The sequence below is a fragment of the Streptomyces sp. H27-H1 genome (genome assembly GCF_026627445.1).
GTDB lineage: Bacteria > Actinomycetota > Actinomycetes > Streptomycetales > Streptomycetaceae > Streptomyces.
The window spans coordinates 118,326-139,997 of sequence record NZ_JAPNLJ010000020.1 but is presented as its reverse complement, the minus strand read 5'-3'; the positions used below and the strand labels follow the sequence as shown (position 1 = coordinate 139,997).

At 71.4% G+C, this 21,672-nt stretch carries 23 protein-coding genes and 1 pseudogene; 16 read left to right on the top strand and 8 right to left on the bottom strand.

Going from position 1 to position 21,672, the window contains the following annotated elements:
- A partial coding sequence (locus tag OTB20_RS42830; protein WP_420716464.1) for a transposase occupies positions 1 to 229 on the bottom strand: 229 nt, incomplete at its 3' end.
- Between the two features lie 259 nt (positions 230 to 488).
- A complete protein-coding gene (locus tag OTB20_RS22700) occupies positions 489 to 1,463 on the bottom strand; it encodes a tellurite resistance/C4-dicarboxylate transporter family protein (RefSeq protein WP_267820105.1) in 975 nt (324 codons plus the stop codon).
- A gap of 238 nt (positions 1,464 to 1,701) precedes the next feature.
- Here OTB20_RS22700 and OTB20_RS22695 point away from each other — a divergent pair, with 238 nt between their 5' ends.
- From OTB20_RS22695 to OTB20_RS22650, 10 genes are all read left to right on the top strand, one after another.
- On the top strand, positions 1,702 to 2,667 hold the full coding sequence (locus tag OTB20_RS22695; protein ID WP_420716463.1) for an urea transporter: 966 nt from the start codon (positions 1,702 to 1,704) through the stop codon (positions 2,665 to 2,667).
- 133 nt (positions 2,668 to 2,800) lie between these two features.
- A complete protein-coding gene (locus OTB20_RS22690; RefSeq protein ID WP_267820103.1) occupies positions 2,801 to 3,106 on the top strand; it encodes an urease subunit gamma in 306 nt (101 codons plus the stop codon).
- Positions 3,107 to 3,109: 3 nt separating this feature from the next.
- Complete coding sequence (locus OTB20_RS22685; RefSeq protein ID WP_267820101.1) at positions 3,110 to 3,964, top strand: sirohydrochlorin chelatase; 855 nt, start codon at positions 3,110 to 3,112, stop codon at positions 3,962 to 3,964.
- A 23-nt stretch (positions 3,965 to 3,987) separates the two neighbouring features.
- Positions 3,988 to 4,497, top strand: coding sequence for an urease subunit beta (locus OTB20_RS22680; protein WP_267820099.1), 510 nt, complete (start codon positions 3,988 to 3,990; stop codon positions 4,495 to 4,497).
- Positions 4,498 to 6,222, top strand: coding sequence for an urease subunit alpha (ureC, locus tag OTB20_RS22675; protein ID WP_267820097.1), 1,725 nt, complete (start codon positions 4,498 to 4,500; stop codon positions 6,220 to 6,222). It begins immediately after the preceding gene.
- On the top strand, positions 6,219 to 6,935 hold the full coding sequence (locus OTB20_RS22670) for an urease accessory protein UreF (protein ID WP_267820096.1): 717 nt from the start codon (positions 6,219 to 6,221) through the stop codon (positions 6,933 to 6,935). The genes ureC and OTB20_RS22670 overlap by 4 nt, the downstream gene beginning before the upstream one ends.
- A 51-nt stretch (positions 6,936 to 6,986) precedes the next feature.
- Positions 6,987 to 7,610, top strand: a complete 624-nt coding sequence (gene ureG, locus OTB20_RS22665) for an urease accessory protein UreG (protein ID WP_267820094.1) — start codon at positions 6,987 to 6,989, stop codon at positions 7,608 to 7,610.
- Positions 7,607 to 8,677 (top strand): urease accessory protein UreD, encoded by a 1,071-nt coding sequence (locus OTB20_RS22660; RefSeq protein WP_267820092.1) that lies wholly within the window; start codon positions 7,607 to 7,609, stop codon positions 8,675 to 8,677. The genes ureG and OTB20_RS22660 overlap by 4 nt, the downstream gene beginning before the upstream one ends.
- Before the next feature lie 48 nt (positions 8,678 to 8,725).
- Positions 8,726 to 10,099, top strand: a complete 1,374-nt coding sequence (locus OTB20_RS22655; RefSeq protein ID WP_267820090.1) for an ammonium transporter — start codon at positions 8,726 to 8,728, stop codon at positions 10,097 to 10,099.
- On the top strand, positions 10,096 to 11,499 hold the full coding sequence (locus OTB20_RS22650) for an ammonium transporter (RefSeq protein ID WP_267820088.1): 1,404 nt from the start codon (positions 10,096 to 10,098) through the stop codon (positions 11,497 to 11,499). The genes OTB20_RS22655 and OTB20_RS22650 overlap by 4 nt, the downstream gene beginning before the upstream one ends.
- 72 nt (positions 11,500 to 11,571) lie before the next feature.
- On the opposite strand, the gene OTB20_RS22645 is transcribed toward OTB20_RS22650, so the two are convergent.
- Positions 11,572 to 12,186: an RraA family protein gene (locus tag OTB20_RS22645; RefSeq protein WP_267820086.1), complete on the bottom strand. Its 615-nt coding sequence runs from the start codon at positions 12,184 to 12,186 to the stop codon at positions 11,572 to 11,574.
- 316 nt (positions 12,187 to 12,502) lie between these two features.
- On the opposite strand from OTB20_RS22645, the gene OTB20_RS22640 reads away from it, so the two are divergent.
- Positions 12,503 to 12,901 (top strand): TOBE domain-containing protein, encoded by a 399-nt coding sequence (locus OTB20_RS22640; RefSeq protein ID WP_267820084.1) that lies wholly within the window; start codon positions 12,503 to 12,505, stop codon positions 12,899 to 12,901.
- 10 nt (positions 12,902 to 12,911) lie between these two features.
- Positions 12,912 to 13,352 carry a hypothetical protein gene (locus OTB20_RS22635; protein WP_267820082.1) on the top strand — a complete coding sequence of 147 codons (441 nt, stop codon included), beginning with the start codon at positions 12,912 to 12,914 and terminating at the stop codon, positions 13,350 to 13,352.
- On the opposite strand, the gene OTB20_RS22630 is transcribed toward OTB20_RS22635, so the two are convergent.
- From OTB20_RS22630 to katG, 3 genes are all read right to left on the bottom strand, one after another.
- Positions 13,340 to 15,292: a potassium channel family protein gene (locus OTB20_RS22630; protein ID WP_267820120.1), complete on the bottom strand. Its 1,953-nt coding sequence runs from the start codon at positions 15,290 to 15,292 to the stop codon at positions 13,340 to 13,342. The genes OTB20_RS22635 and OTB20_RS22630 overlap by 13 nt on opposite strands.
- An 85-nt stretch (positions 15,293 to 15,377) precedes the next feature.
- Positions 15,378 to 15,728, bottom strand: coding sequence for a hypothetical protein (locus OTB20_RS22625; protein ID WP_267820080.1), 351 nt, complete (start codon positions 15,726 to 15,728; stop codon positions 15,378 to 15,380).
- 267 nt (positions 15,729 to 15,995) lie between these two features.
- Positions 15,996 to 18,227: a catalase/peroxidase HPI gene (gene katG / locus OTB20_RS22620; RefSeq protein ID WP_267820078.1), complete on the bottom strand. Its 2,232-nt coding sequence runs from the start codon at positions 18,225 to 18,227 to the stop codon at positions 15,996 to 15,998.
- A 324-nt stretch (positions 18,228 to 18,551) separates the two neighbouring features.
- On the opposite strand from katG, the gene OTB20_RS22615 reads away from it, so the two are divergent.
- Entirely contained in the window at positions 18,552 to 18,962 is a 411-nt protein-coding gene (locus tag OTB20_RS22615) for a Fur family transcriptional regulator (protein WP_267820076.1), read from the top strand.
- Positions 18,963 to 19,084: 122 nt separating this feature from the next.
- A pseudogene (locus OTB20_RS22610) lies at positions 19,085 to 19,220 on the top strand (hypothetical protein); the annotation flags it as partial.
- 59 nt (positions 19,221 to 19,279) lie between these two features.
- Here the strand turns inward: OTB20_RS22610 and OTB20_RS22605 are convergent.
- On the bottom strand, positions 19,280 to 19,735 hold the full coding sequence (locus tag OTB20_RS22605; protein WP_267754289.1) for a MarR family winged helix-turn-helix transcriptional regulator: 456 nt from the start codon (positions 19,733 to 19,735) through the stop codon (positions 19,280 to 19,282).
- Between the two features lie 94 nt (positions 19,736 to 19,829).
- On the opposite strand from OTB20_RS22605, the gene OTB20_RS22600 reads away from it, so the two are divergent.
- Both OTB20_RS22600 and OTB20_RS22595 read left to right on the top strand, forming a co-directional pair.
- Complete coding sequence (locus OTB20_RS22600; protein WP_267754291.1) at positions 19,830 to 20,162, top strand: rhodanese-like domain-containing protein; 333 nt, start codon at positions 19,830 to 19,832, stop codon at positions 20,160 to 20,162.
- Positions 20,163 to 20,198: 36 nt separating this feature from the next.
- Complete coding sequence (locus OTB20_RS22595; protein WP_267820073.1) at positions 20,199 to 20,777, top strand: YceI family protein; 579 nt, start codon at positions 20,199 to 20,201, stop codon at positions 20,775 to 20,777.
- Positions 20,778 to 20,852: 75 nt separating this feature from the next.
- Here OTB20_RS22595 and OTB20_RS22590 read toward each other — a convergent pair whose 3' ends face one another.
- Positions 20,853 to 21,440 carry a TetR/AcrR family transcriptional regulator gene (locus OTB20_RS22590; protein WP_267820071.1) on the bottom strand — a complete coding sequence of 196 codons (588 nt, stop codon included), beginning with the start codon at positions 21,438 to 21,440 and terminating at the stop codon, positions 20,853 to 20,855.
- Positions 21,441 to 21,672: the final 232 nt, after the last annotated feature.

Sequence of the window (21,672 nt, the reverse complement as noted above, 5' to 3'; positions counted from 1 at the left end):
CCTGTGGCAGATCGCGCCAAGGGCTGCCGACGCGGAACCGCCACATCACCGCGTTGAAGTGTTTCCGCAGGTCGGGGATGGGTCCGACCGCAGCGATAGGAAGATGGGGCTCGATCAGAGTCCACTGTGAGATCGCCTCGCGCCATGACTGATGGCCTATCAAGACCGGGCCTCCACGCGCAGGCGATCTACCGAACTCGTGATCCGGACTCCAGACAGGACCTAGCACTCGAGGCTTCCGCGGCGCCTGCCGATCCGTACGCCGTTGCGGCTCGCGGCGGTACTCGGCACGCCCCGGCGCGGACCGCCCCGGCGCCCGGGCGCTGATGCCGGTCCTGCCCCTGGCCGTGGGCACACCGCTGACGACGACGCTGTTCCTGCCGCTGCCCGACTCCCCCGCGACCCGGACACCTCTCCCCCTGCGGGTTGCGGGAGTTCACCGGCAGCTGCATCCCGCGCCGTCGCCACCCTGACCGCCCTGCTGGCCGTCAGCCCGGTCCGGGGCGTCCACCGGTGCCAGCGGAGGTGCGAGCGGAGGCCGGCCTCGCGACCAGGGCCGCGAAGGTCAGTACCCACGCGCCGACCGCGATCCAGAGCAGCACCGTGCCGAGGGGCCGCAGCCAGCCCACCCCGGCCGGGGCGGCAACGGAGAGACACGCGGTGGCCGTCATACCTAGGGGGAAGACGCTCGCCCAGCGCCGGACGTCGTAGCGCAGGCGCGGGTGCAGCGCTTCGGCGGCGAGGAGCACGACGTACCAGGCGAGGGAGAGCCCCAGGGTCACCAGGGTGACGGCGCGCAGCCCCTGGTGCGCCCAGCCCGTCCACAGGGGTGAGGCCGTGAGGCCGGATCCGGCGAGGGCGGTGATGGAGAGCGCCCCGCCCGCCACCCAGTGGTCTCCCGCTCCGGACGCCACCTCGCGGAAGTCGAAGCGTACGAGCGCCTCGACGTAGAGCAGCAGCCCCAGGCAGAAGGCGGCCAGCGCGGCCCGGCCGAGCCAGTCGTGGCCGGTGGTGGTGGCCAGGGTGCCCGCCAGCACGGCGAGTCCCTGGGTGGCCACGGAGACGAGGAACGCGGCGCCGGGCATCCGGTGGCCCCAGTGCCGCAGGACGGCGATCAGCAGCCCCGGCCAGAGCGCGGCGGCCAGCGCCAGCAGCGCGAGGGCCACGGACTGCCACCCGAGGACGGCGAGCCTGGAGCCGAGCACGGCCGTGGCGGCCACGGCGGTGAGGGCCGCCGGGGTGTCGGCCTCGGCGTGGAAACGCCGCCGGTCACCCAGCAGCCGGGCGGTGAAATCGGCGGCGAGTACGAGCCACAGTGCCGCGGCGAAGACCAGCGCGGCGATCGACAACGCCCCCTGGCCGATGAGGTGCAGGCCGACCGAGAGGATCCCGGCGGCCATGACGGCGGCGCCGGCGGCCGGCGACAGTTCGGCCCACCATCGCAGACCCGCGAAGACTCGCACCCGCCCAGCCGACACCACCGGGGCGGTCCGGTGCGTGCGGCACGCCATCAGGCCGGTGGAGTTGCCCCTTCCAGACGCTGCGACACGCCCACTTCCGGGCTGGATTGTCCTGATTCGCGGGTAGTGTCAGCGTGAGCCAGCTCACAATCGGACCATCCGGTTCCGGCTGCTCGCTCACGATGCCCCACCGGCCCAAGGGCCCTGCGGGGCCCTCTCTTTTTGCGCATTGGAGACGGAAATGCAGGCCGTGGCAACGGAGCCCGCACGCCAAGCTCCCGCTCAACCCGCGAGCTTCATCCAGGAAGTTCTGCGGGGCGTCGCCCAGGTCGATTTCATGCCGAGTGCGTTCACGGGCATCTTCTTCGTCGCCGCCCTCGCGGCCGCCGACTGGAAGTACGCCCTCTACGGCCTCCTCGGAGCTGTCGTCAGCACCGCCACCGCCTACGCGTTCGGCATCGACCGCGAGACCGTCTCGGCCGGGCTGCGCGGCTTCAACGGCACCCTCGTCTCACTCGGCTTCGCCGTCTTCCTCGGTGCGGAACACCTGTCCACCGTGCTCCTCGCGATCGGCGGCAGCATCACCGTCGTGGTCGTCACCTCGGCGCTCGCCACGATCCTCGGCACCTGGAACATCCCCACGTTCACGGCGCCGTTCTGCATCATCGCGAGCGTCATGACCATCGCGGCGCCGAGCTTCACCAGGGTCTGGCACAAGGGTCCCGATCTGGCCGCCCTGCCCGAGGCCGCCGGCGGAACCACCGCCCTGGACTGGAACCAGCTCTGGCACGCCTTCTTCGCGAACGTCGGCCAGATCTTCTTCATGCCGCAGTGGTACGTCGGCCTGATCTTCCTCGCCGGCATCTTCGTGGCCAGCCGCGTCGCCGGCGTCATGGCCTGCGTCGGCAGCCTCACGGCGATCCTCGTCGCCTGGGCGATGGGTTCGCCGGCCGAAGCCGTCGCCGAGGGGCTCATGGGCTACAGCAGCGTGCTCGTGGCGATGGCCCTGTGCGGGGTCTTCCTCGTCGTGTCCAGCTGGAGCTTCGCGTTCGCCCTTCTGGGCGCCGCGGCGGCGACGGGACTGACGGCCGCCATGACCTTGTTCTTCGACCCGTTCGGCGGCCACACCTTCACGTGGCCGTTCGTCCTGACCACGGTCGTCTTCGTCGCAGCGGTCCCGCAGATCCCCCGGCTGCGGCGGACCTGACACACCGGCTCACCGGCCCCTCGCCGCGCCCGCACGCCCGCGCGCCGGTACGCCGACATGCCGACATGCCGACACCCCCTCTGCCGAACTCGCCGCGCACCCGCACACCTTGAGAGCCGAAAGTGAGTGACCGATGAATCTCGCCCCCCGTGAGATGGACAAACTGTGGATCTACGTCGTGGCCGACCTGGCCCGCAAGCGGCGGGACAGGGGCGTCAAGCTCAACTACAGCGAGGCCTGCGCCCTGATCAGCGAGGGCATCCTCGAAGGCGCCCGCGACGGCAGGACCGTCGCCGAGTGCATGGAGCTCGGCAAGCAGATCGTCTCCGCCGCCGAAGTCATGACGGGTGTACGGGAGATGCTGCCTCTGCTCCAGGTCGAGGCCGCCTTCGTGGACGGCACCAAGCTCGTCTCCTGCCACGACCCCGTCGGGGCCTGAGAGGTGGCGGCCATCGCACCCGAACGGCCCGGACGGGCAACGCGATCGGCAGCCGGCACCGTTCTGGCCGGCGGTCACGAGGGCGGAGCCGCCGCGGGCGCCGTGCACCCCGGCCGGCCGCTGGCCGAAGCCGTGCGCGCGGCGCTCGCCGCCTCGCCCGAGCCGGTGTGCGTGGTCCCGATGACGCTGGGGCGCGACCCCGGGCTGATCGCCGACTGCGCCCGTGCCCTGCGCTGGCTGGGACGGGAAGCGGGGCCCGGGCGGCTCGCGCTGGCGCCCCCCTTCGCCACCGTGGACCACCTGACCGCATGGCTTCGTACCGCCGCCCTCAAGGCGGTGCGCGAGGCGCCCGACACCTCCGCAGTCCTGGTCACCGCACCCGCCGCGGGCCCCTTCGAGGACGCCGATCTGTTCCGGGTGGCCCGGCTGGTGCGCCAGTACGGGCAGCACCGCTGGGTGGAGGTCGCCTTCGACGGCGGCGACCCGGACCTGGCGGAGGGCGTCGAGCGCTGCCGCCGGCTCGGTGCGGACCAAGTCGCGATGATCCGGGCCGCGTTCTGCGGCCCGGCCCTCGTACCCACCGGAGTGGACACCGGTCCACTGCTGTCGGACGCGGCGACCGCCCAGGTCGTACGGGCTCGCGTGCAGGAAGCGCTGCACCGGCTGTCGCACGGGCAGGACGGCATCGCCGAGGGCCTGGACGCCGAGCACGGGCACGGGTACGCGCACTCCCACGGTCCGAGCGGCGGCCACGACCACGCGGACACGGACGCACAGCACACGCACACACCCGGCGAGAGCCACCGGCATGCGCACGGCCGAGATCACGGCCACCCGCACGGCCATTCCCACCACTGATCCGAAGGAAGGGAAGTACCACCATGTCAGGTGGCGCCAAGTACCTGTACGGCGAAGGCTCCGTAGAGATCAACGCCGGCCGCCGCAAGACCAGGGTCAGCGTCTCCAACACCGGTGACCGCGCTGTCCAGGTCGGCTCGCACTACCACTTCTTCGAGGTCAACCGCGCCCTCGACTTCGACCGCAACGCCGCCTACGGCATGCATCTCGACCTCCCCGCCGGCACCGGCGTCCGCTTCGAGCCGGGCGACACCCGCGAGGTCGAACTCACCGCGTACAGCGGTCACGGCCGGCTGATCGGCTTCAGCTCCCTCGTCAACGGCGGTCTCGGCTCCACCGACACCCGCGTCCGCGCACTGAACCGGGCCGTCGAGCTCGGCTTCCTGGGCGCCCGGGCGGAATCGGCCCAGGAGGCCGCCGCCGCCCAGGCGGCCACGCAGGCGGCCACGCCGGTCGCGAAGCCCGCCGCCGAGGCACCCGCCGGGGCCGCGGCGGCCAAGAAGTCCAAGACCCACAAGAAGGGGCACAAGTAGATGGCCGTCCTGAGCCGCAAGCAGTACACCGATCTGTTCGGTCCGACCGTCGGCGACCGCTTCCACCTGGCGGACACCAATCTGGTCGTCGAGGTCGAGAAGGACCACAACGAGGGCCACTACGGCGACGAGGCCGTCTACGGCGGCGGCAAGGGCATCCGCGACGGCATGGCGCAGGACCCGCAGGCCACGAACCTGCAGGGGGCCCTCGACCTGGTCATCACCAACGTGGTGGTCATGGACGCGATCCTGGGTGTGGTCAAGGGCGACCTCGGAATCAAGGACGGGTTCATCGCGGGTCTCGGCAAGGCCGGCAACCCGCACACCCAGTCCGGGGTCCACCCCAAGCTGGTCATCGGGCCCGGCACCGAGGTCATCTCCGGCGAACACCTGATCGCCACGGCCGGCGGCATCGACACCCACATCCACTTCATCGCCCCGCAGCAGGCCGAGCACGGCCTGTCCAACGGCATCACCACGCTGATCGGCGGCGGCACCGGCCCCTCCGACGGCACCAACGGCACCACGTGCACCCCGGGACCGTGGAACATCGGCCGGATGTACCAGGCCGTCGAGGACATGCCGGTCAATGTCGGCCTGCTGGGCAAGGGCAACGGCTCGCTGCCGGAAGCGCTGATCGAGCAGGTCGAGGCGGGCGTCTGCGGCCTGAAGGTGCACGAGGACTGGGGCACCACCCCGGCGGCCCTGAGCAAGGCCCTGGACGTGGCCGACGCCTACGACGTCCAGGTCGCGGTGCACACCGACACCCTGAACGAGTCCGGATTCTTCGAGGACACCCGCTCGGCCATCGACGGGCGCACCATCCACACCTTCCACACCGAGGGCGCGGGCGGCGGTCACGCCCCCGACATCATGCGGGTCGCGGGCGAACCCAACGTCCTGCCGTCCTCGACCAACCCGACGCTGCCGTACACGGTGAACTCGGTCGACGAGCTGCTCGACATGGTGATGGTCTGCCACCACCTCTCGCACGACATCCCGGAGGACGTCTCCTTCGCGGACTCCCGGGTGCGCGCCGAGACGATCGCCGCCGAGACCGTGCTGCACGACGAGGGGGTCATCTCGATCTTCTCCTCCGACTCCCAGGCCATGGGCCGCATCGGCGAGTCCTGGACCAGGGCCTTCCAGACCGCGCACCACTGCAAGGACCAGCGCGGGAAGCTCGACGGCGACACCGAGCGCAACGACAACTTCCGCGTACTGCGCTACCTCGCCAAGATCACGATCAACCCGGCGATCGCCTCGGGCACGGCCGACCACATCGGTTCCCTGGAGGCGGGCAAGCTCGCCGACGTCGTGCTGTGGCCGATCGGCTCCTTCGCCGCCAAGCCGAAGATGGTCATCAAGGGCGGACTGATCAACTGGGCGCTGATGGGTGACCCGAACGCCTCGCTCCCGACACCGCAACCGGTCTACTACCGGCCGATGTTCGGCGCGTACGGCAGGGCGAAGCAGGCCACCCGGGTCTCCTTCATGTCGCAGGCCGCGATCGATCTGGGCGTTCCGCAGAAGTTGGGCCTGGACAGCAGGGTCCTGCCGGTCAGGCACTGCCGCACGGTCGGCAAGCAGCACATGGTCCGCAACGACGCCCTCCCGGAGATCACCGTCGACCCGGAGACCTACAAGGTCGCCCTCGACGGGGTGCCGGCCACCATCGAACCGGCCCGGGAACTGCCCCTGAACCACCTGTTCTACCTGGTATGAGCAATACCGTGGAACCCCTGGCCGCGGCTTCGGTACAAGCCCTGCTGGTCAGCCTCCAGCTCACCGACTCGGCCTTTCCCAGCGGCTTCTACACGCTCTCCCACGGCCTGGAGGGCTACGCCCAGGCCAAGGCCGTGACCCCCGAGGGCGTACCGGGGCTGCTGGCCGACCTGCTGCGGCATTCGGTGGGGCCTTCCGACGCCACCGCGCTGGCGCTGGCCCACCGGGCCGCGCTGGCCGGGGACTGGGAGGCGCTGGCCGAGACCGACCGGCGGCTGAACGCGGCCAAGCTGAACGAGGGACTGCGCCGCGCCGCCACCCGTACCGGCCGCCAGTTGCTGGACATCGCCCGCGAGTGCGTCGGCGGGGAGCCCCTCGAACGGTACGCGGAGCTCGTGGCCGCCAAGCGGGCTCCCGGCTCGCAGGCCGTGGCCGCCGGGGTCGCGTACGCGGCCGCCGGTGTCCCGGCCGAACAGGCCGTCGTGAGCGATCTGTTCGCGTACTCGGCCAGCTTCACCGGCGCCGCGCTGCGGCTGCGGCTCACGGACCACCGCAAGGCACAGGTGGTGCTGCGCGGGATCGCACCCGTCATCGAGGAGGTGGCGGGGGCAGCGCTGCGCCGTGAACTCGCAGATCTCGGCGGATGCGTTCCGATGGCGGATGTGATGTCGGGCCGTCACGAGCGGGCAGAGGCCCGGTTGTTCGCCACCTGACCCATCAGTCCGTTTCTTCGGGCTGTCCCTTCCCTAAGGTGTGTGACTTTGATGAACGAGGACAACGTCCTGCGCGTCGGCGTCGGCGGCCCCGTCGGCTCCGGCAAGACGGCGCTGATCGAGGCCCTGGTGCCGGTGCTCATCGCGCGCGGCCACCGGCCCGCCGTGATCACGAACGACATCTACACCCAGGAGGACGCTCACCACGTCCGCCGCACCCTGGCCGGGGTGCTAGACCCCGAGCGCGTCGTGGGCGTGGAGACCGGCGCCTGCCCGCACACCGCCGTGCGCGACGACCCGACGATGAACCTGGCCGCGGGCGCCGAGATGCTGGAACGGTTCCCCGATGTCGACACCCTGCTCTACGAGTCGGGCGGCGACAACCTCACCCTGACCTTCAGCCCGGTGCTGGTCGACATGTTCCTCTTCGTCCTGGACACCGGCCAGGGCGAGAAGATGCCCCGCAAGCGCGGTCCGGGCATCACCGAGTCCGACATGCTCGTGATCAACAAGATCGACATCGCCCAGTACGTACGCTCCGACCTCGGCGTGATGGAGCGCGACGCGCACCACGTGCGCGAGGGGCGCCCCGTGGCCCTGACCAACTGCCTGACCGGGCAGGGCCTGGAGGACGTGGCCAACTTCATCGAGTCGTTCCGCCGGGTGCCGGCGTGAGCCTGACGACGGAGGCCCCGCCGAAGGCCGGCCCCGCGCCGGCCGGGCGCGCGAAGGCCGGACGCGCGACGGCGGATCCCGCACCGGCCGACCCCCTCCCGGCCGCTCCCCCGCCGCCGCCCCGCGTCCGCCTCGACCCCGCGCACTACGAACCCCCGCGGGTCCCCCCGGAGGTGCTCCGGCACGCCTCGGTGCCCGACACCCTCGGCGTCGGGCGCCCCGGCAAGGTCGGTCTGCTGGAGCTGGGCTTCGAGCAGATCGGCGGGCGGACCGAGCTGGTGCGGCACTACCAGAAGTCCCCCCTCCAGATCATGCGGCCGCTCTACTTCGACCCGCACCGCCCGGACCTGCCCATCACCTTGCTGATGTCCACGGGCGGCGGGATCATCCAGGCCGACCGGCTGCGCACGGACCTGGTCTTCGGACCCGGCACCTCGGGGCACGTCACCACCCAGGCGGCCACCAAGGTGTACCGGATGGAGCACGACTACGCCGCCGCGCAGACCTTCCTGACCGTCGGGGCGGACGCGTACGTCGAGTACCTGCCGGACCCGGTCATCCCCTACGTGGACTCGCGCTTCTACCAGCGCACGGTGATCACCGCAGACCCCACGGCCACCGTGCTGGCGAGCGAGACCCTGCTGTCCGGGCGGCTCGCACGCGGAGAGCGCAACGCCTACCAGGTCTTCGCCTCCGACTTCGAACTCCGCCGTCCCGGAGGCAAATTGGTGGCTCTGGACACCGTACGTCTGGAGCCGGGCGGGCCCGGGGGCTGCGGCGGATCCGCCGTGGACGGGCCCGCCGTGCTGGCCGGCCACTCCGTGATGGCCTGCTTCTTCGCGGTCAGCCCGCTGGCCCCCGCCCGCGAGCTGGCCGACCTGCTCCACGAATCCCTGGCCGGCCGCGGACTCCCGTACGGGGTCAGCGTGCTCCCGCAGGACTGCGGGGCCTGGGTGCGGGTGCTCGGCGAGCACACCGAGCCCGTGACCCAGGCGCTCGGGGCCGTCTGGGACGCGGTGCGGCGCAGGCTGATCGACGTACCCGCCCCGGCCCTGCGCAAGACCTGAACTCCCCACCTCTGTCCGCTCGTTCACGACCAGAGAGAGCTCCACCACATGCCCAGTGGCTACGATACGGGTAATACCGCCTGGATGATGGCGAGCACCGCCATGGTGCTGCTGATGACCCCCGGGCTCGCCTTCTTCTACGGAGGGATGGTCAAGACCAAGCACGTGCTGGTGATGCTCAAGATGAGCTTCGCCTGCCTGTCCCTGGTGACCGTCCTGTGGGTCGCGGTCGGCTACTCCCTCGCCTTCGGCAAGGACGCCGGCGGCGGCATGATCGGCAATCTCGACCACGCCTTCTTCCGGGGCATCGGGATGGATTCCCTGCACGGCTCCATCCCGACGGTGATCTTCGCCTGCTTCCAGATGTCCTTCGCGATCATCACGGTGGCGCTGATCAGCGGATCGATCGCGGGCCGCGCCACCATGAAGGGCTGGCTGGTCTTCGTCGTCGCCTGGACCCTGCTGGTGTACGTGCCCACCGCGCACTGGGTGTTCGCCCCCGACGGCTGGATCCAGAAGTCCCTGGGCGCGCTCGACTACGCCGGCGGTCTGCCGGTCGAGCTGAGCTCGGGGGCCTCGGGGCTCGCGGTGGCCATCGCGCTGCGCAAGCGCAAGGACTTCGAGCGCGAGACGATCCGCCCGCACAACCTTCCCCTGGTCATCATCGGTCTGGCGCTGCTGTGGTTCGGCTGGTTCGGTTTCAACGCGGGCTCCGCGCTTCAGGTCGAGGGCAGCGCGCCGACCACCTTCTTCAACACCCAACTCGCCGCCGCGGGCGCGATGATCGGCTGGCCGATCATCGAGAAGTGGCGCCTGGGTCATGTGGAGATGCTGGGTGTGGCCTCGGCGGCGGTCGCCGGCATGGTGGCCATCACCCCGGCCTGCGGTGAGGTCTCCCCGCTCGGCGCGCTGATCATCGGCTTCACCGCCGGTGTGGTCTGCTGCTTCGCCATCAACATGAAGTTCAAGATCGGCGTCGACGACACCCTCGACGTGGTGGGCGTGCACGGCTGGGGCGGCATCGTCGGCGTGCTCTCCATCGGCTTCTTCGCGACGGCCTCGATGAGCGGCAAGAAGGGCCTCTTCTACGGGGGCGGCCTGGACCAGTTGTGGCGTCAGGCCGTCGGCGTCCTGGCGGTCGGGTCCTTCGCCTTCGTCATGACCTGGCTCATCGCCAAGGTGATCGACAAGGCCGTCGGCTTCCGCACCTCGGAGGAGTACGAGAACGTACCCGGCCGGGAGGAAGAGGTGGCCTACGACAACGAGACCCTGGACGAGATCCGCGACCGGATGGGTCCGGACGGCGACACCGCCCGCGAACCCGCCCTGGCGGGAGCCCCCCAGGGCGCGACGGAGCGGCAGGACGCCGCGCTGCTCGCCGAGATCGTATCCGTACTGGACCGACGAGAGCGTGACAAGTGACCGCCCACACGATTGCCGCGACCGTCTCCGCCGCACCCGCCGTCGCCGACTCCGGCAACGCGGCCTGGCTGTTGATGGCCTCGGCCCTGGTGCTGCTGATGGCCCCCGGAGTGGCGTTCTTCTACGGCGGCATGGTCCGCACCGGCCAGATCGTCGCCATGCTGAAGATGATCTTCTTCTGCGTGGTGATCGTCACCGTGCTCTGGTACGCGATCGGGTACTCCCTGGCCTTCGGCCCCGACGCAGGCGGCCTCGGGGTCATCGGCACCCTCGACCACGCCTTCATGCGCGGGATCGATGCCCGGTCACTGACCGGCTCCGTACCCACGGTGACCTTCGCGGTGTTCCACATGTCCTTCGCGATCGTCACGGTGGCCCTGATCGCCGGCTCCATCGCGGGCCGCGCCACGATGGGCGGCTGGATCGCCTTCGTCATCGCCTGGACCCTGCTGGTCTACATCCCCATGGCGCACTGGATGTTCGACCCGGCCGGCTGGGCCTCCGAGCAGCTCGGCGCCGTCGACTTCTCCGGCGGCACGGTCGTGGAGATCGGATCGGGGGCCGCCGGACTGGCCCTCGCCACCGTCGCGGGCAAGCGGGCGGACTTCGAGCGCCAGGGCATCCGGCCGCACAACCTGCCGCTCGTGGTCATCGGACTCTCGCTGATGTGGTTCGGCTGGTTCGGATTCAACACCGGTTCCTCCCTGGAGACCCCGGGCGGAGCCGCGATGGCCTTCCTCAACAGCCAGCTCGCGGCGGGCTCCGCGATGGCCGGCTGGGCGGTGACCAGCTGGTGGCGCACGCGGCGGGTCGGCCTGCTCGACATGTGCATGGGCGCCGTCACGGGCCTGGTCGCCATGACTCCGCTGGCGGGCGGGGTGAGCCCGGTATGGGCCAGCATCATCGGCTTCCTCGCCGGGCTGACCTGTGCGTTCGCGATCAGCTGGAAGTACCGGCTGGGAGTGGACGACACCCTGGACGTCGTGGGCATCCACGGCTGGGGCGGCATCGTCGGCATGGTGATGGCCGGCCTGTGCGCGACCGGGACCCTGACGGGCCACAAGGGCCTCTTCTACGGCGGCTCCTGGGACCTGCTGGGCAAGCAGCTCACCGCCACCGTGGTGCTCGGCCTGTTCTCGTTCGCCATGACCGCGCTCATCGGCAAGGTCATCGAGGCCACCATCGGGCTGCGCCAGCCCGGCGGACTGGTGGAGAAGGAGCAGGCGTACGCCGATGTCCTCTCCGACCACCTCAAGGAACTGATCCCCGACGACTCCCGCGCCGCCGGGGTGGGCGAGGAGCCGGACAGCGCCTCCGCCCTGGTCGCCCGGCTGCGCGAGGTGCTGTTGAGCGTCCCGGAGAGCGGTGGCGGCCGGCAGAGCGGCGGCGACCGCGACTGAACGCGGCCGATACGTCCGGGGCCGCCTCGGGCGGCGGGCCCGGGCGGGTCCCGCCGCCCGGGGTGCGTCCGGTCAGCCGGTGAAGCCGAGGCCGCTCAGTGCCTTCTCGATCCGCGCGCGGTGCTGCTCCTCCCAGGCGTCCAGGGACTCCCCGGCCGCCCTGGCCAGCTTGTCCAGGGCGGCGCGCAGGATCTCCTCCCGGCGGGCGGCCGGGGTGACCACGATGCCCTCCTCGTCGGCGACCACGATGTCGCCGGGGTGCACGCCCACTCCGCCGACCCGGACCGGGCCGCCCAGCCGTCCGAGCTTCTTCTTGCCGCCCGGGACGGGGATGACCCCGCGGGCGAAGACGGGGAAGCCCGCTTCGCGCACCTCGGCGAGGTCGCGTACGAGCCCGTCGAGAACGAACGCGGCGATGCCCCGGCGCTGGGCGACGGCGCACACGTTTCCGCCGGCGAGCGCGTAGTCCAGATCGCCCGATTCCACGACGACGACCGAGCCCGGCTCGGCGCGGTAGATGGCCGCGTGCAGCATCAGGTTGTCCCCGGGCTCGCACCGCACCGTGTACGCGGGCCCGGCGACGCGCGGCGCGTCCCACAGCGGGCGGATGCCGATGTCCATGACCTGCTCCCGGCCCAGGAGGTCGGCGAGGGTGGTGGGCGGGACGCCCTTGAAACCGTTGTGCATGTCTGTCCTTCTTCCCGTGCCTGCCGCCGGCGTCTATCAGCACCTGGACCGACCGGACCGCCGGGCACCGAGATCGTAGAACACCACGACCGGGGAGGGCGCGAACGGGCATTGGGGCGGAAGCCCGCGGCCGAGAGCCGGGGGCTGCCGGCCGCGTCCCCCATGTGGCGGAGCCGGTGGGATCCGCTCGTACCGAAGGCGGCGCGGTGGGCGCGTACGCGGGGGCGTGGCGAAGGGTGCGGACGGGCCGCGCGGCCGGGCGGCCAGTCATCGCCGACACCCGTCGCGCCGGGCGATCCGCCGTTACTGTGTGGCCATGGAGTCCTACACCATCGGCCAGGCGGCCGCGCTGCTGGGGGTCAGTTCCGATACCGCCCGCCGCTGGGCTGACGCCGACCGGTTTCCCACCCGCCGCGTGGGCACCCGCAGGATGGTCGACGGGCCGGGCCTCGCCACGTTCTGCGTGGAGGTCGCCAAGGAGGCCTCCGCCGGAGAGGACACCGACGCGCCGCACACCTCGGCCCGCAATTCCTTCCCCGGCATCGTGACCGCCGTGACGCTCGGCGAGGTCTCCGCGCAGGTGGAGGTCCAGGCCGGCCCGCACCGGCTGGTGTCCCTCCTGACCCGGGAAGCGGTCGAGGAGCTGGCACTGGCGGTCGGCGTGCGGGCCACGGCCCGGGTGAAGTCCACCAGCGTGCACGTGGACCGGGTCTGAGGCCCCGGCCGTGGACGCGCCCCTCCGCGGCGCCTGGCTGCGGACCGGGATCAGCCGCAACGGCGGCCCGCTCCGGGAAACCGAGCACGTCGTGTGGCTCCAGACCCACACCTTGTACGCGGACAGCCGCGGGTTCGCCGGAACCACCTCGTACGACGGCGCGCGGGTCACCTTCCACCACGACGCCGGCGCCCCCGGCCACGACGTCGGCGTCCTGCGCCCCGATGGCAACCGCCTGATCGAGACGGGCACCAACCTCGACGGCAGCACCTTCCTGGAGGTCTGGTCCCCGCTGCCGTACGCCCAGGGGCCCGACGGCTGCTGGACGGCCGCGGGCACCCGGACCGTGCGCGTGGGCAGCCACGTGGTGCACGTCGACTCCACGGGCCGCGGCACGCACCACGTCCTGCTGCGCACCGACGACGTCCCACCGGCGGCTCAGCCGGACTGACTTGCCCCGGTGCCCCGGGCCCCGGCCGTACGGGCCTGCCCGCGGCCGAGCAGTTCCGCCAGGCCGCGCCGGGTGGCGGCCATGACCACGCGGTCCTCCGTGCGCAGGACGTAGCCGGGGCGCAGGTCCCACACCAGGTCGGGCCGCCGGGCCACGTCGTAGTCCGGCTCGGTGGTGAGGCCCAGACGGCGGTTCTCCGGCGCGGCGGTGTCCAGGGCGATGACCCGCCAGGCGCCGGGTCTGAACGATTCGGCGATGGTGCGGCCCTGCAGCTGGGGATGGCCCGCCACCTCCAGTACCGCGAACACCAGCACCCTGCGCTCCACCGGGATCGCGCCGAGCACCTGACGTCCCATCATCGCTCCGGCGAACGCGGGCGCCGCCAGATGGGAGACGCTGCGGCTCCGGGTGAGGGCCGCCGGGTGGGCTTCGCGCAGGGTGCGGTAGACGGCGGTGGCGAACTCGTTGTCGTACAGCCGCATCACCACCCGTACATCGGGTTTCACCGAGCGGGCGTACAGCGCGGCCTCCAGATTGGTGGTGTCCGAACTGGTCACCGCCAGCAGGGCATGGGCGCGGTGGATCCGGGCGGCCTCCAGGACCCCTTCGTCGGTGACGTCGCCGACCACGACGGGCACGTGCAGGCGGCGGGCGAGGGCGATCCCGCGGGCCCGGGGGTCGGACTCCACGCAGACCACCGGGATGCCCAGTTCCCGCAGCCGCGCGAGCACCCGGGCGCCGACCTTGCCGAGGCCGAGCAGCACGACGTGGCCGGAGAGTCCGCGCGGCGGCCTGCGCAGGGCCGTGGCGGTGCGGAAGGCGCCCAGCGCTTCGAGCGCCGCCGCGACCAGGACGGGCAGCAGGAGCAGCCCCACGAACCCGGCCAGGATCTGCAGGAGTTGCTGCTCGCGCGGCTGGTCGAGCGCGGGGTCGTTGATCGCGAAGACGTCGAGCAGGGTGAGGTAGCCGGCGTGCAGCGGGGTGGCGCCCGTGACCAGGGAGGAGGCCACCGCCAGGGCGCCGACGGCGGCCGTGATCCCGGCCATCGACCAGCGGAGTCTGCGGGAGAAGAGCGAGCCGACGGGCAGGGAGACCTGGTTCAGCCGCCGTCCCGCGGGCGCGGCCGCCGCGTGGGAGACCGCTTCCAGCGCGACGATTCCCCGCCCGGTCGCGGCCGCCACGGACCGGGCGTCCGGGAGCAGTTGCGGTCCCCGGTCCCCGCCGAGCTCCGATCCGTCGGCGCCGGCCGGGTCGACGGCGGTCGCGGACAGCAGGGCCAGTGTGCACAGGCCCGGGTCGGCCACTTGTCCGGGTCCGGGAGGCGTGCGTTCGACCGCGCGCAGGAGCAGGCCGTCGGCCTGGATCACCTTGCTGGTGCCCGCGATGGCTGAAGCGGCGAGTGCGGGGGCGGCCGTGTCGGCGTCGGAGAGCACGGTCGTGGCGGAATCCAGCCCCCGCAGGTCGATCCCCGGCTCCGCGACGAGCGCCGCCTGGTCGAGCAACTCCTCGAGGTGCTGGCCGAGTTTGCGGTTGTAGAGGCGGATGACGAGCCGCAGCCTGGGGTTCAGCCGCCGGGCCACCAGGGCGGCCCGTACGTTCGTCTCGTCCTCCTCGTAGACGAGCGCCAGCGCGGCCGCCCCGGCCACTCCGGCGGCGGCCAGCGTCTCCTCGTCGGGGAGGTAGGCCTCCAGCACCCGTAGTTCCGGTACGGGGGTCTCCCCCGCTGCGGCCCGGTCAGCGGCGGGCGTGCGGATCCGCGCGCCCGGGAGCCATCCCAGCAGCACGCTCCCGGCCCCGGACCGGGTCCGGCCCTGCCCGGGCCCCGACCCGGGACGCACATCGCGGGCGGCGGGCACGACCAGCGTCACCCGCTCCTCGTAGACGTCGCGGAGCTCCGCGGCCAGCCGGTGGGCCAGCCCGTCGTCGCCGCACACGACCATCAGGTCGGCGGAGTCGGGCTGTTGGGGATGCACGGTGGGAGGAGGCACCGCCCCAGCATGCCGTGCCGGTGTGGCCGGCCGTGCGTCAGTGGACGACGGTGAAGCTGCGCCAGGGCAGGCTCGCGGGGGCCGTGACGTCCGAGAGCGTCGTGGCCAGGTAGGTGGCCCCGGCCCGGTCCAGCTTGCGGCAGTCTTCCGTCCGGTACAGGACGATGTCCACCAGGGTGTTGTTCTCCGCGTGGGTCGCCCCCTTCGGCAGGGCGATCTTGTGGCAGCCCTTGACCGAGGTGTCGGTGTAACTCACTTCGATCGGCGAGTCGTGGCCGCGGAAACTGAGCACCCCGACGGTGCTCCGGCCCAGGCCCGAGCAGGCGGTGGCCGTCAGCAGCAGCGCTGCCGTTCCCGCGATGATGCCGATACGCCTGCTGTGGGACATGGCGCGGTCCTCGTCTGTGCGGTGATGTCGGTCCTACGCACAGACTGCCCCGGCACGGCGCGCGCGGCTTCCGCTGCTCCGCCGTCCGGGTGAACGCGACCCCGCGGCGGGCGTGCCCGGAGCCCGGGGGCCCGGACTCGCCCGCTCCACCGAGGGGTCCGGGCCGGCCGCCGGTAACGGCGGGCCGGCCCGGACATCAAGGTCAGACATCAGGCCCGGACATCATGCCCGGACATCAAGGTCGGACACCAGGCCCGGACGTCAGGCTCAGGCGAGGTCGAACCGGTCCAGGTTCATGACCTTGTCCCAAGCGGCGACGAAGTCCTTGACGAACTTCTCCTTCGCGTCGTCGCTCGCGTAGACCTCCGCGAGCGCGCGCAGCTCAGAGTTCGACCCGAAGACCAGGTCGACCCGGCTGCCGGTCCACTTGATCTTGCCCGTGGCGTCGTCGCGGCCCTCGAAGGTGTTCGCGTCCCCGGCGGTCGGCTTCCAGGTCGTCCCCAGGTCCAGCAGGTTGACGAAGAAGTCGTTGGTGAGGGACCCGGGCGTCGTGGTGAGGACGCCGAGCGGCGACTGCTGGTGGTTCGCCCCGAGCACCCGCAGGCCGCCCACCAGGACGGTCGTCTCGGGGGCGCTGAGGTTCAGCAGGTTCGCCTTGTCGAGCAGCAAGTACTCGGCCGGCAGGCGGTTGCCCTTGCCGAGGTAGTTGCGGAACCCGTCGGCGGCCGGCTCCATCGCGGCGAACGACTCCACGTCGGTCTGCTCCTGCGAGGCGTCCACGCGTCCCGGCGCGAAGGGCACCCGGATCTCGGTGCCGGCGTCCTTGGCGGCCTGCTCCACGCCCGCCCCGCCCGCGAGGACGATCAGGTCGGCCAGCGAGATCTGCTTCCCGCCGGTCCGGGCCGAGTTGAAGGTCTCCCGGATCCCTTCCAGTGTGCGCAGTACCGTCGCCAGCTCGTCGGGGTTGTTGACCTCCCACCCGCTCTGCGGCTGGAGGCGGATGCGCGCGCCGTTGGCGCCGCCTCGCTTGTCGCTGCCGCGGAAGGACGAGGCCGCCGCCCAGGCGGTGGACACGAGCTGGGACACCGACAGGTCCGAGGCGAGGACGCTGTCCTTGAGGGCGGCCACGTCCGCGTCGTCGACGAGCGCGTGGCTCTGCGCGGGGAGCGGGTCCTGCCACAGCAGGGTCTCGGACGGGACCTCGGGGCCGAGGTAGCGGACGGCCGGGCCCATGTCGCGGTGGGTCAGCTTGTACCAGGCGCGGGCGAAGGCGTCCGCGAACTCGGCCGGGTTCTCGTGGAAGCGCCGCGAGATCTGCTCGTAGGCCGGGTCGATGCGCAGCGAGAGGTCGGTCGTGAGCATCGTCGGGGCGTGGCTCTTCGACGGATCGTGCGCGTCGGGTACGGTGCCGTCCCCGGCGCCCTCCTTCGGCCGCCACTGGTGTGCGCCGGCGGGGCTCTTGAACAGCTCCCACTCGTAGCCGAAGAGGATGTCGAAGAAGGTGTTGTCCCAGGCGATCGGGGTGGTGGTCCAGATCCCCTCGAGACCGCTGGTGATCGCGTCGCCGCCCTTGCCGGTGCCGTGCGAGTTGGCCCAGCCGAGACCCTGTGCCTCGAGCGGGGCGGCCTCGGGGTCGTCGCCGACGCTTTCCGCCGGGCCCGCGCCGTGGGTCTTGCCGAAGGTGTGGCCGCCCGCGATCAGGGCGACGGTCTCCTCGTCGTTCATCGCCATCCGGCGGAAGGTCTCCCGGATGTCGCGCGCCGCGGCGATCGGGTCCGGAGTGCCGTTGGGGCCCTCCGGGTTGACGTAGATGAGGCCCATCTGGACGGCGCCGAGGGGGCTTTCCAGCTCGCGGTCCCCGGTGTAGCGCTCGTCGTCGAGCCAGGTGGTCTCGGGACCCCAGTAGACGTCCTCGTCGGGCTCCCAGACGTCCGCCCGGCCGCCGGCGAAGCCGAAGGTCTCGAAGCCCATCGACTCCAGGGCGACGTTGCCCGTGAGGATCATGAGGTCGGCCCAGGAGATGCTCTGGCCGTACTTCTTCTTGACCGGCCACAGCAGGCGGCGGGCCTTGTCGAGGTTGCCGTTGTCCGGCCAGCTGTTGAGGGGGGCGAACCGCTGCTGGCCGGCCCCGGCGCCGCCGCGGCCGTCGCTGATGCGGTAGGTGCCCGCGCTGTGCCAGGCCATGCGGATCATGAAGGGGCCGTAGTGGCCGAAGTCGGCGGGCCACCAGTCCTTCGAGTCCGTCAGCACTTCCGCGATGTCCCGCTTTACCGCCGGAAGGTCGAGCGTGTTGAACGCCTCGGCGTAGTCGAACTCCTCGCCGAGGGGGTTGGCCACGGCGGGGTTCTTGGCGAGGATCTTCAGGTTGAGGCGATCCGGCCACCACTGGCGGTTTCCGCCGCCCTGGGTCGGGTGCGAGGCACGCTCGTGCGCGACCGGGCAGCCCCCGCCGCCCTCGGCCTTCGCGTCGGTGACAATTGCATCGTGGTTCTCAGACACGGGAATCCTTCCGGACCGGACCAGGCGGTCACGGTGATCAGGAACTGCATGCGATGGAGCACTTGGGGCACGGGGACCGGTGGCGGGCCCCGCTTTCACGGGTCGTCCTGTCGCCGAGGCGGTCACCGTCCCGGACGGTCTCAAATCCAGCTCGTGGCGCTCTGGACCGTCCTGTCCCTTGGCTGCCGACCCGACCGATCCTACGATGGACGCAATCCAAGTCAAGAAGGACACCAAACCCACATCACGTCGGATCCCGGACTCCCACGGTAAACTCCGGGGTGTCCCGCCGGTATCCCGCCGAACCTGAAAAGGTGAGCCGATATGAGTGACCTGCTGGAGCGGCTGCGCGTGCGCGGCTGGCGGATGACCTCTCAGCGGCGTGTGGTCGCGGAGGTGCTGGACGGTGACCATGTGCACCTCACAGCCGACGAGGTGCACGCCCGCGCGGTGGAGCGGTTGCCCGAGATCTCCCGGGCCACCGTCTACAACGCCCTGGGCGAGCTGGTTTCCCTCGGCGAGGTCCTGGAAGTCACCACCGACGGCCGGGCCAAACGGTACGACCCCAACGCGCACCACCCGCACCAGCATCTGGTGTGCTCCGGCTGCGGCCTGATCCGCGACGTCCACCCCGGCGGCGACCCGCTGGCCGGCCTCCCGGCCGAGGAGCGGTTCGGCTTCACCGTGTCCGGGGTCGAGGTCACCTACCGGGGGCTGTGCGCGTCCTGCGCGTAGCGCGGATCCCGGGGCCCTGACATCGGGCCCCGGACGCCGGCGGGGTGGTGGCGGAAGGATGCCGGGACGGCGCCTCCGCATTCCCACCGTGTGTCATTTCACCGCCCGCCATCTGGAACGGCGCCGTTCCGGCCGAGCGGCTGTGAGGTCAACCCGGACTGCGGGCTGAACACCCGCGGCTGGTCCGAGACCCGGGCCTCCCTGGAGAACCTCGTCGCCGCGGCCCAAGAGGTCAGGGACGAGCTGCCCGCTTCCTGATCCGCTCCCCCGGGGGTCACCGGCCGCCCATGACGGGTGACCGGCGGCCCGGGACCGGGTCAGCCCAGCTGGACGTCGGAGTCCGGCTGGGCCACCTTGAACAGCGCCCGGGCGATCACCACGGCGTCCGCGTCGGTGAGGTGCGCGGAGAAGTGCTTCTGGATGCTGCGCATGTACACGGGGGCCGTCGCCCGCAGGGCGTCGGCCCCCTGCGGGGTGATGACGGCCCAGGACGCGCGTTTGTCGTGGGGGTCGGGCAGCTTGTCGACGAGGCCGGCGCGCACCATCTCGTCGACCAGGCGGCTCACCCGGGTGCGGCTGAGGACCACACGGTTGGCTACCTCCTGCATGCGCAGTCCGTGCTGTCCGGCCGCCTTGAGTTCGAGCAGTACGTCGTACCACGTCAAGGGGATCCGGCCGTCGCGCTGCACGTCGCTTTCGATGGCGCGCACGGCGGTGTTGTGCGCGAGGAGCATCGCTCGCCACGCCTCGAGTCGCTCATCCTGTCCGGTCACTCCGTGATCCTACCCCCATTGCGTGCGCCCGCACATACTTGTTAAGGTGCGTGCGTACGCACTTATTGATCCTTGATTTTCGGAGGCTGGCTACATGGCGGTTCAGAACCTCTCCCGCGACGAGGTCAAGCAGAAGCTCGACAGTGGCAAGGCCGCGGTCGTCGAGGCCCTGCCGGAGCAGTACTACAAGGAGGCGCACCTGCCGGGGGCGCTGCTCCTGCCCCTCGACGACGTCGACGCACTGGCCCCCGGTCTGCTGCCCGACAAGGACGCCGAGGTCATCGTCTACTGCACCGGTACGACCTGCTCCAACTCCGGGATCGCCGCCGAGCGGCTCGCCGAGCTCGGCTACTCGAAGGTCTACACGTACAAGGACGGCAAGGAGGACTGGATCGGGGGCGGCCTCCCGACCGAGTCCGGCGTCTGAGCAACGGCGCCCCCAGACCAGCAGGAGGAACGGACGATGACCAGTAGCGCGATATCGCCGACCCGCACCGTGGACGGCGTCGAACTGCCGGCCGTGGGCGACTGGAAGGTCGACCCGGGGCACGCGGAGGTCGGCTTCCTCGGCCGGCACTTCATGCTCACGAAGGTGCGCGGCCGGTTCACCGGCGTCGACGCCACCATCTACATCGGCGAGCGGCCCGAGGACAGCAAGGTCACCGCGGTGATCGACATGGCCAGCGTCAACAGCGGGGACGCGACCCGGGACGATCACCTGCGTTCCGGTGACTTCTTCGACGTGGCCGAGCACCCCCGGGCGACCTTCACCTCGACGTCGGTGAGCTGGGACGGCACGAGCGGCACGCTCGCCGGCGATCTCACGATCAAGGGGTTCACCCGCCGCGTCGAGCTCGATGTCGACTACCTGGGCTACGCCAAGGACCCGTGGGGCAACGACCGCACGGTCTTCTCGGCGCGCGGCAAGCTCAACCGCGAGGACTGGGGACTGACCTGGAACATGGCCCTGGACACCGGCGGGTTCCTGGTCTCCAAGGAGATCGAGCTCTCGCTGGAGATCGAGGCGGTCAGGGAAGGCTGACACCCGGCGCGCGGGCAGCCGGTCCCGGTACGGACCCCCGCCGTACCGGGACCACCCGCGCCCGCGGAGTGCCGCTCAGGCCTCCAGGACCCGCCGCACCATCTCGCCCAGCGCCCCCCGGATCCGTCCGGGGGTGAACTCGCTGCTGCGCAGGGCCTGCTGAAGGTCCGCGTCGACCATGGCGAGCAGGAGGTGGGAGGTGCCCTGCGCGTCCAGCTCCGGCCGCGCCTCGGCCAGCAGTACGGACAGGTGGCGCTGCCACAGGCAGTAGGAGCCGATCTGGTAGCGGACGCCGGGCGCGGTGGTCTCCGAGAGCCTCACCAGCTCCAGGTTCGTGTCGAGCAGATCGAGATAGGTGTCGAAGAATGCGGCGATCCGCAGACCCGCGTCGCCTCCGGGCCCCAGGGGCGGCGGCCCGTACAGCATCTTGGTCTGCAGCTCGCTCTCCTGGGCGTCGAGCAGTGCCACGGCCAGCCCGGACTTGCTGCCGAACCGGCGGTACAAGGTGCCCTTGCCGACGCCCGCGCGCGCGGCGATGGCGTCGAGCGACACGTTGTCGACGCCCTGTTCCCTGAACAGTTCCGCCGCGACCGCCAGGATGCGACTGCGGTTGCGCGCGGCATCCGCCCGCTCCCGAGCCGGCTGCTGGATGAGTTCGGTCACTTCAGGTGACCCCGCGCTCATACTGTGCCTTCATTCGTGACTTCGCAGGTATGTGGGTGGTCGCGAGTGTACTCAGCACGGAGCCGAGCCGCGCCGGAGCGGGCCGCAATCGCCCCTCCCCCCGCCTCCCGATCTTCGCTGTCCATTTGCTTGCCCCCGAGAACGCGATGTGCCAGGGTCGTCCCTAACCGGACCGCAGTCCGTTTACGGGGGATCACCATGACACAAGTCG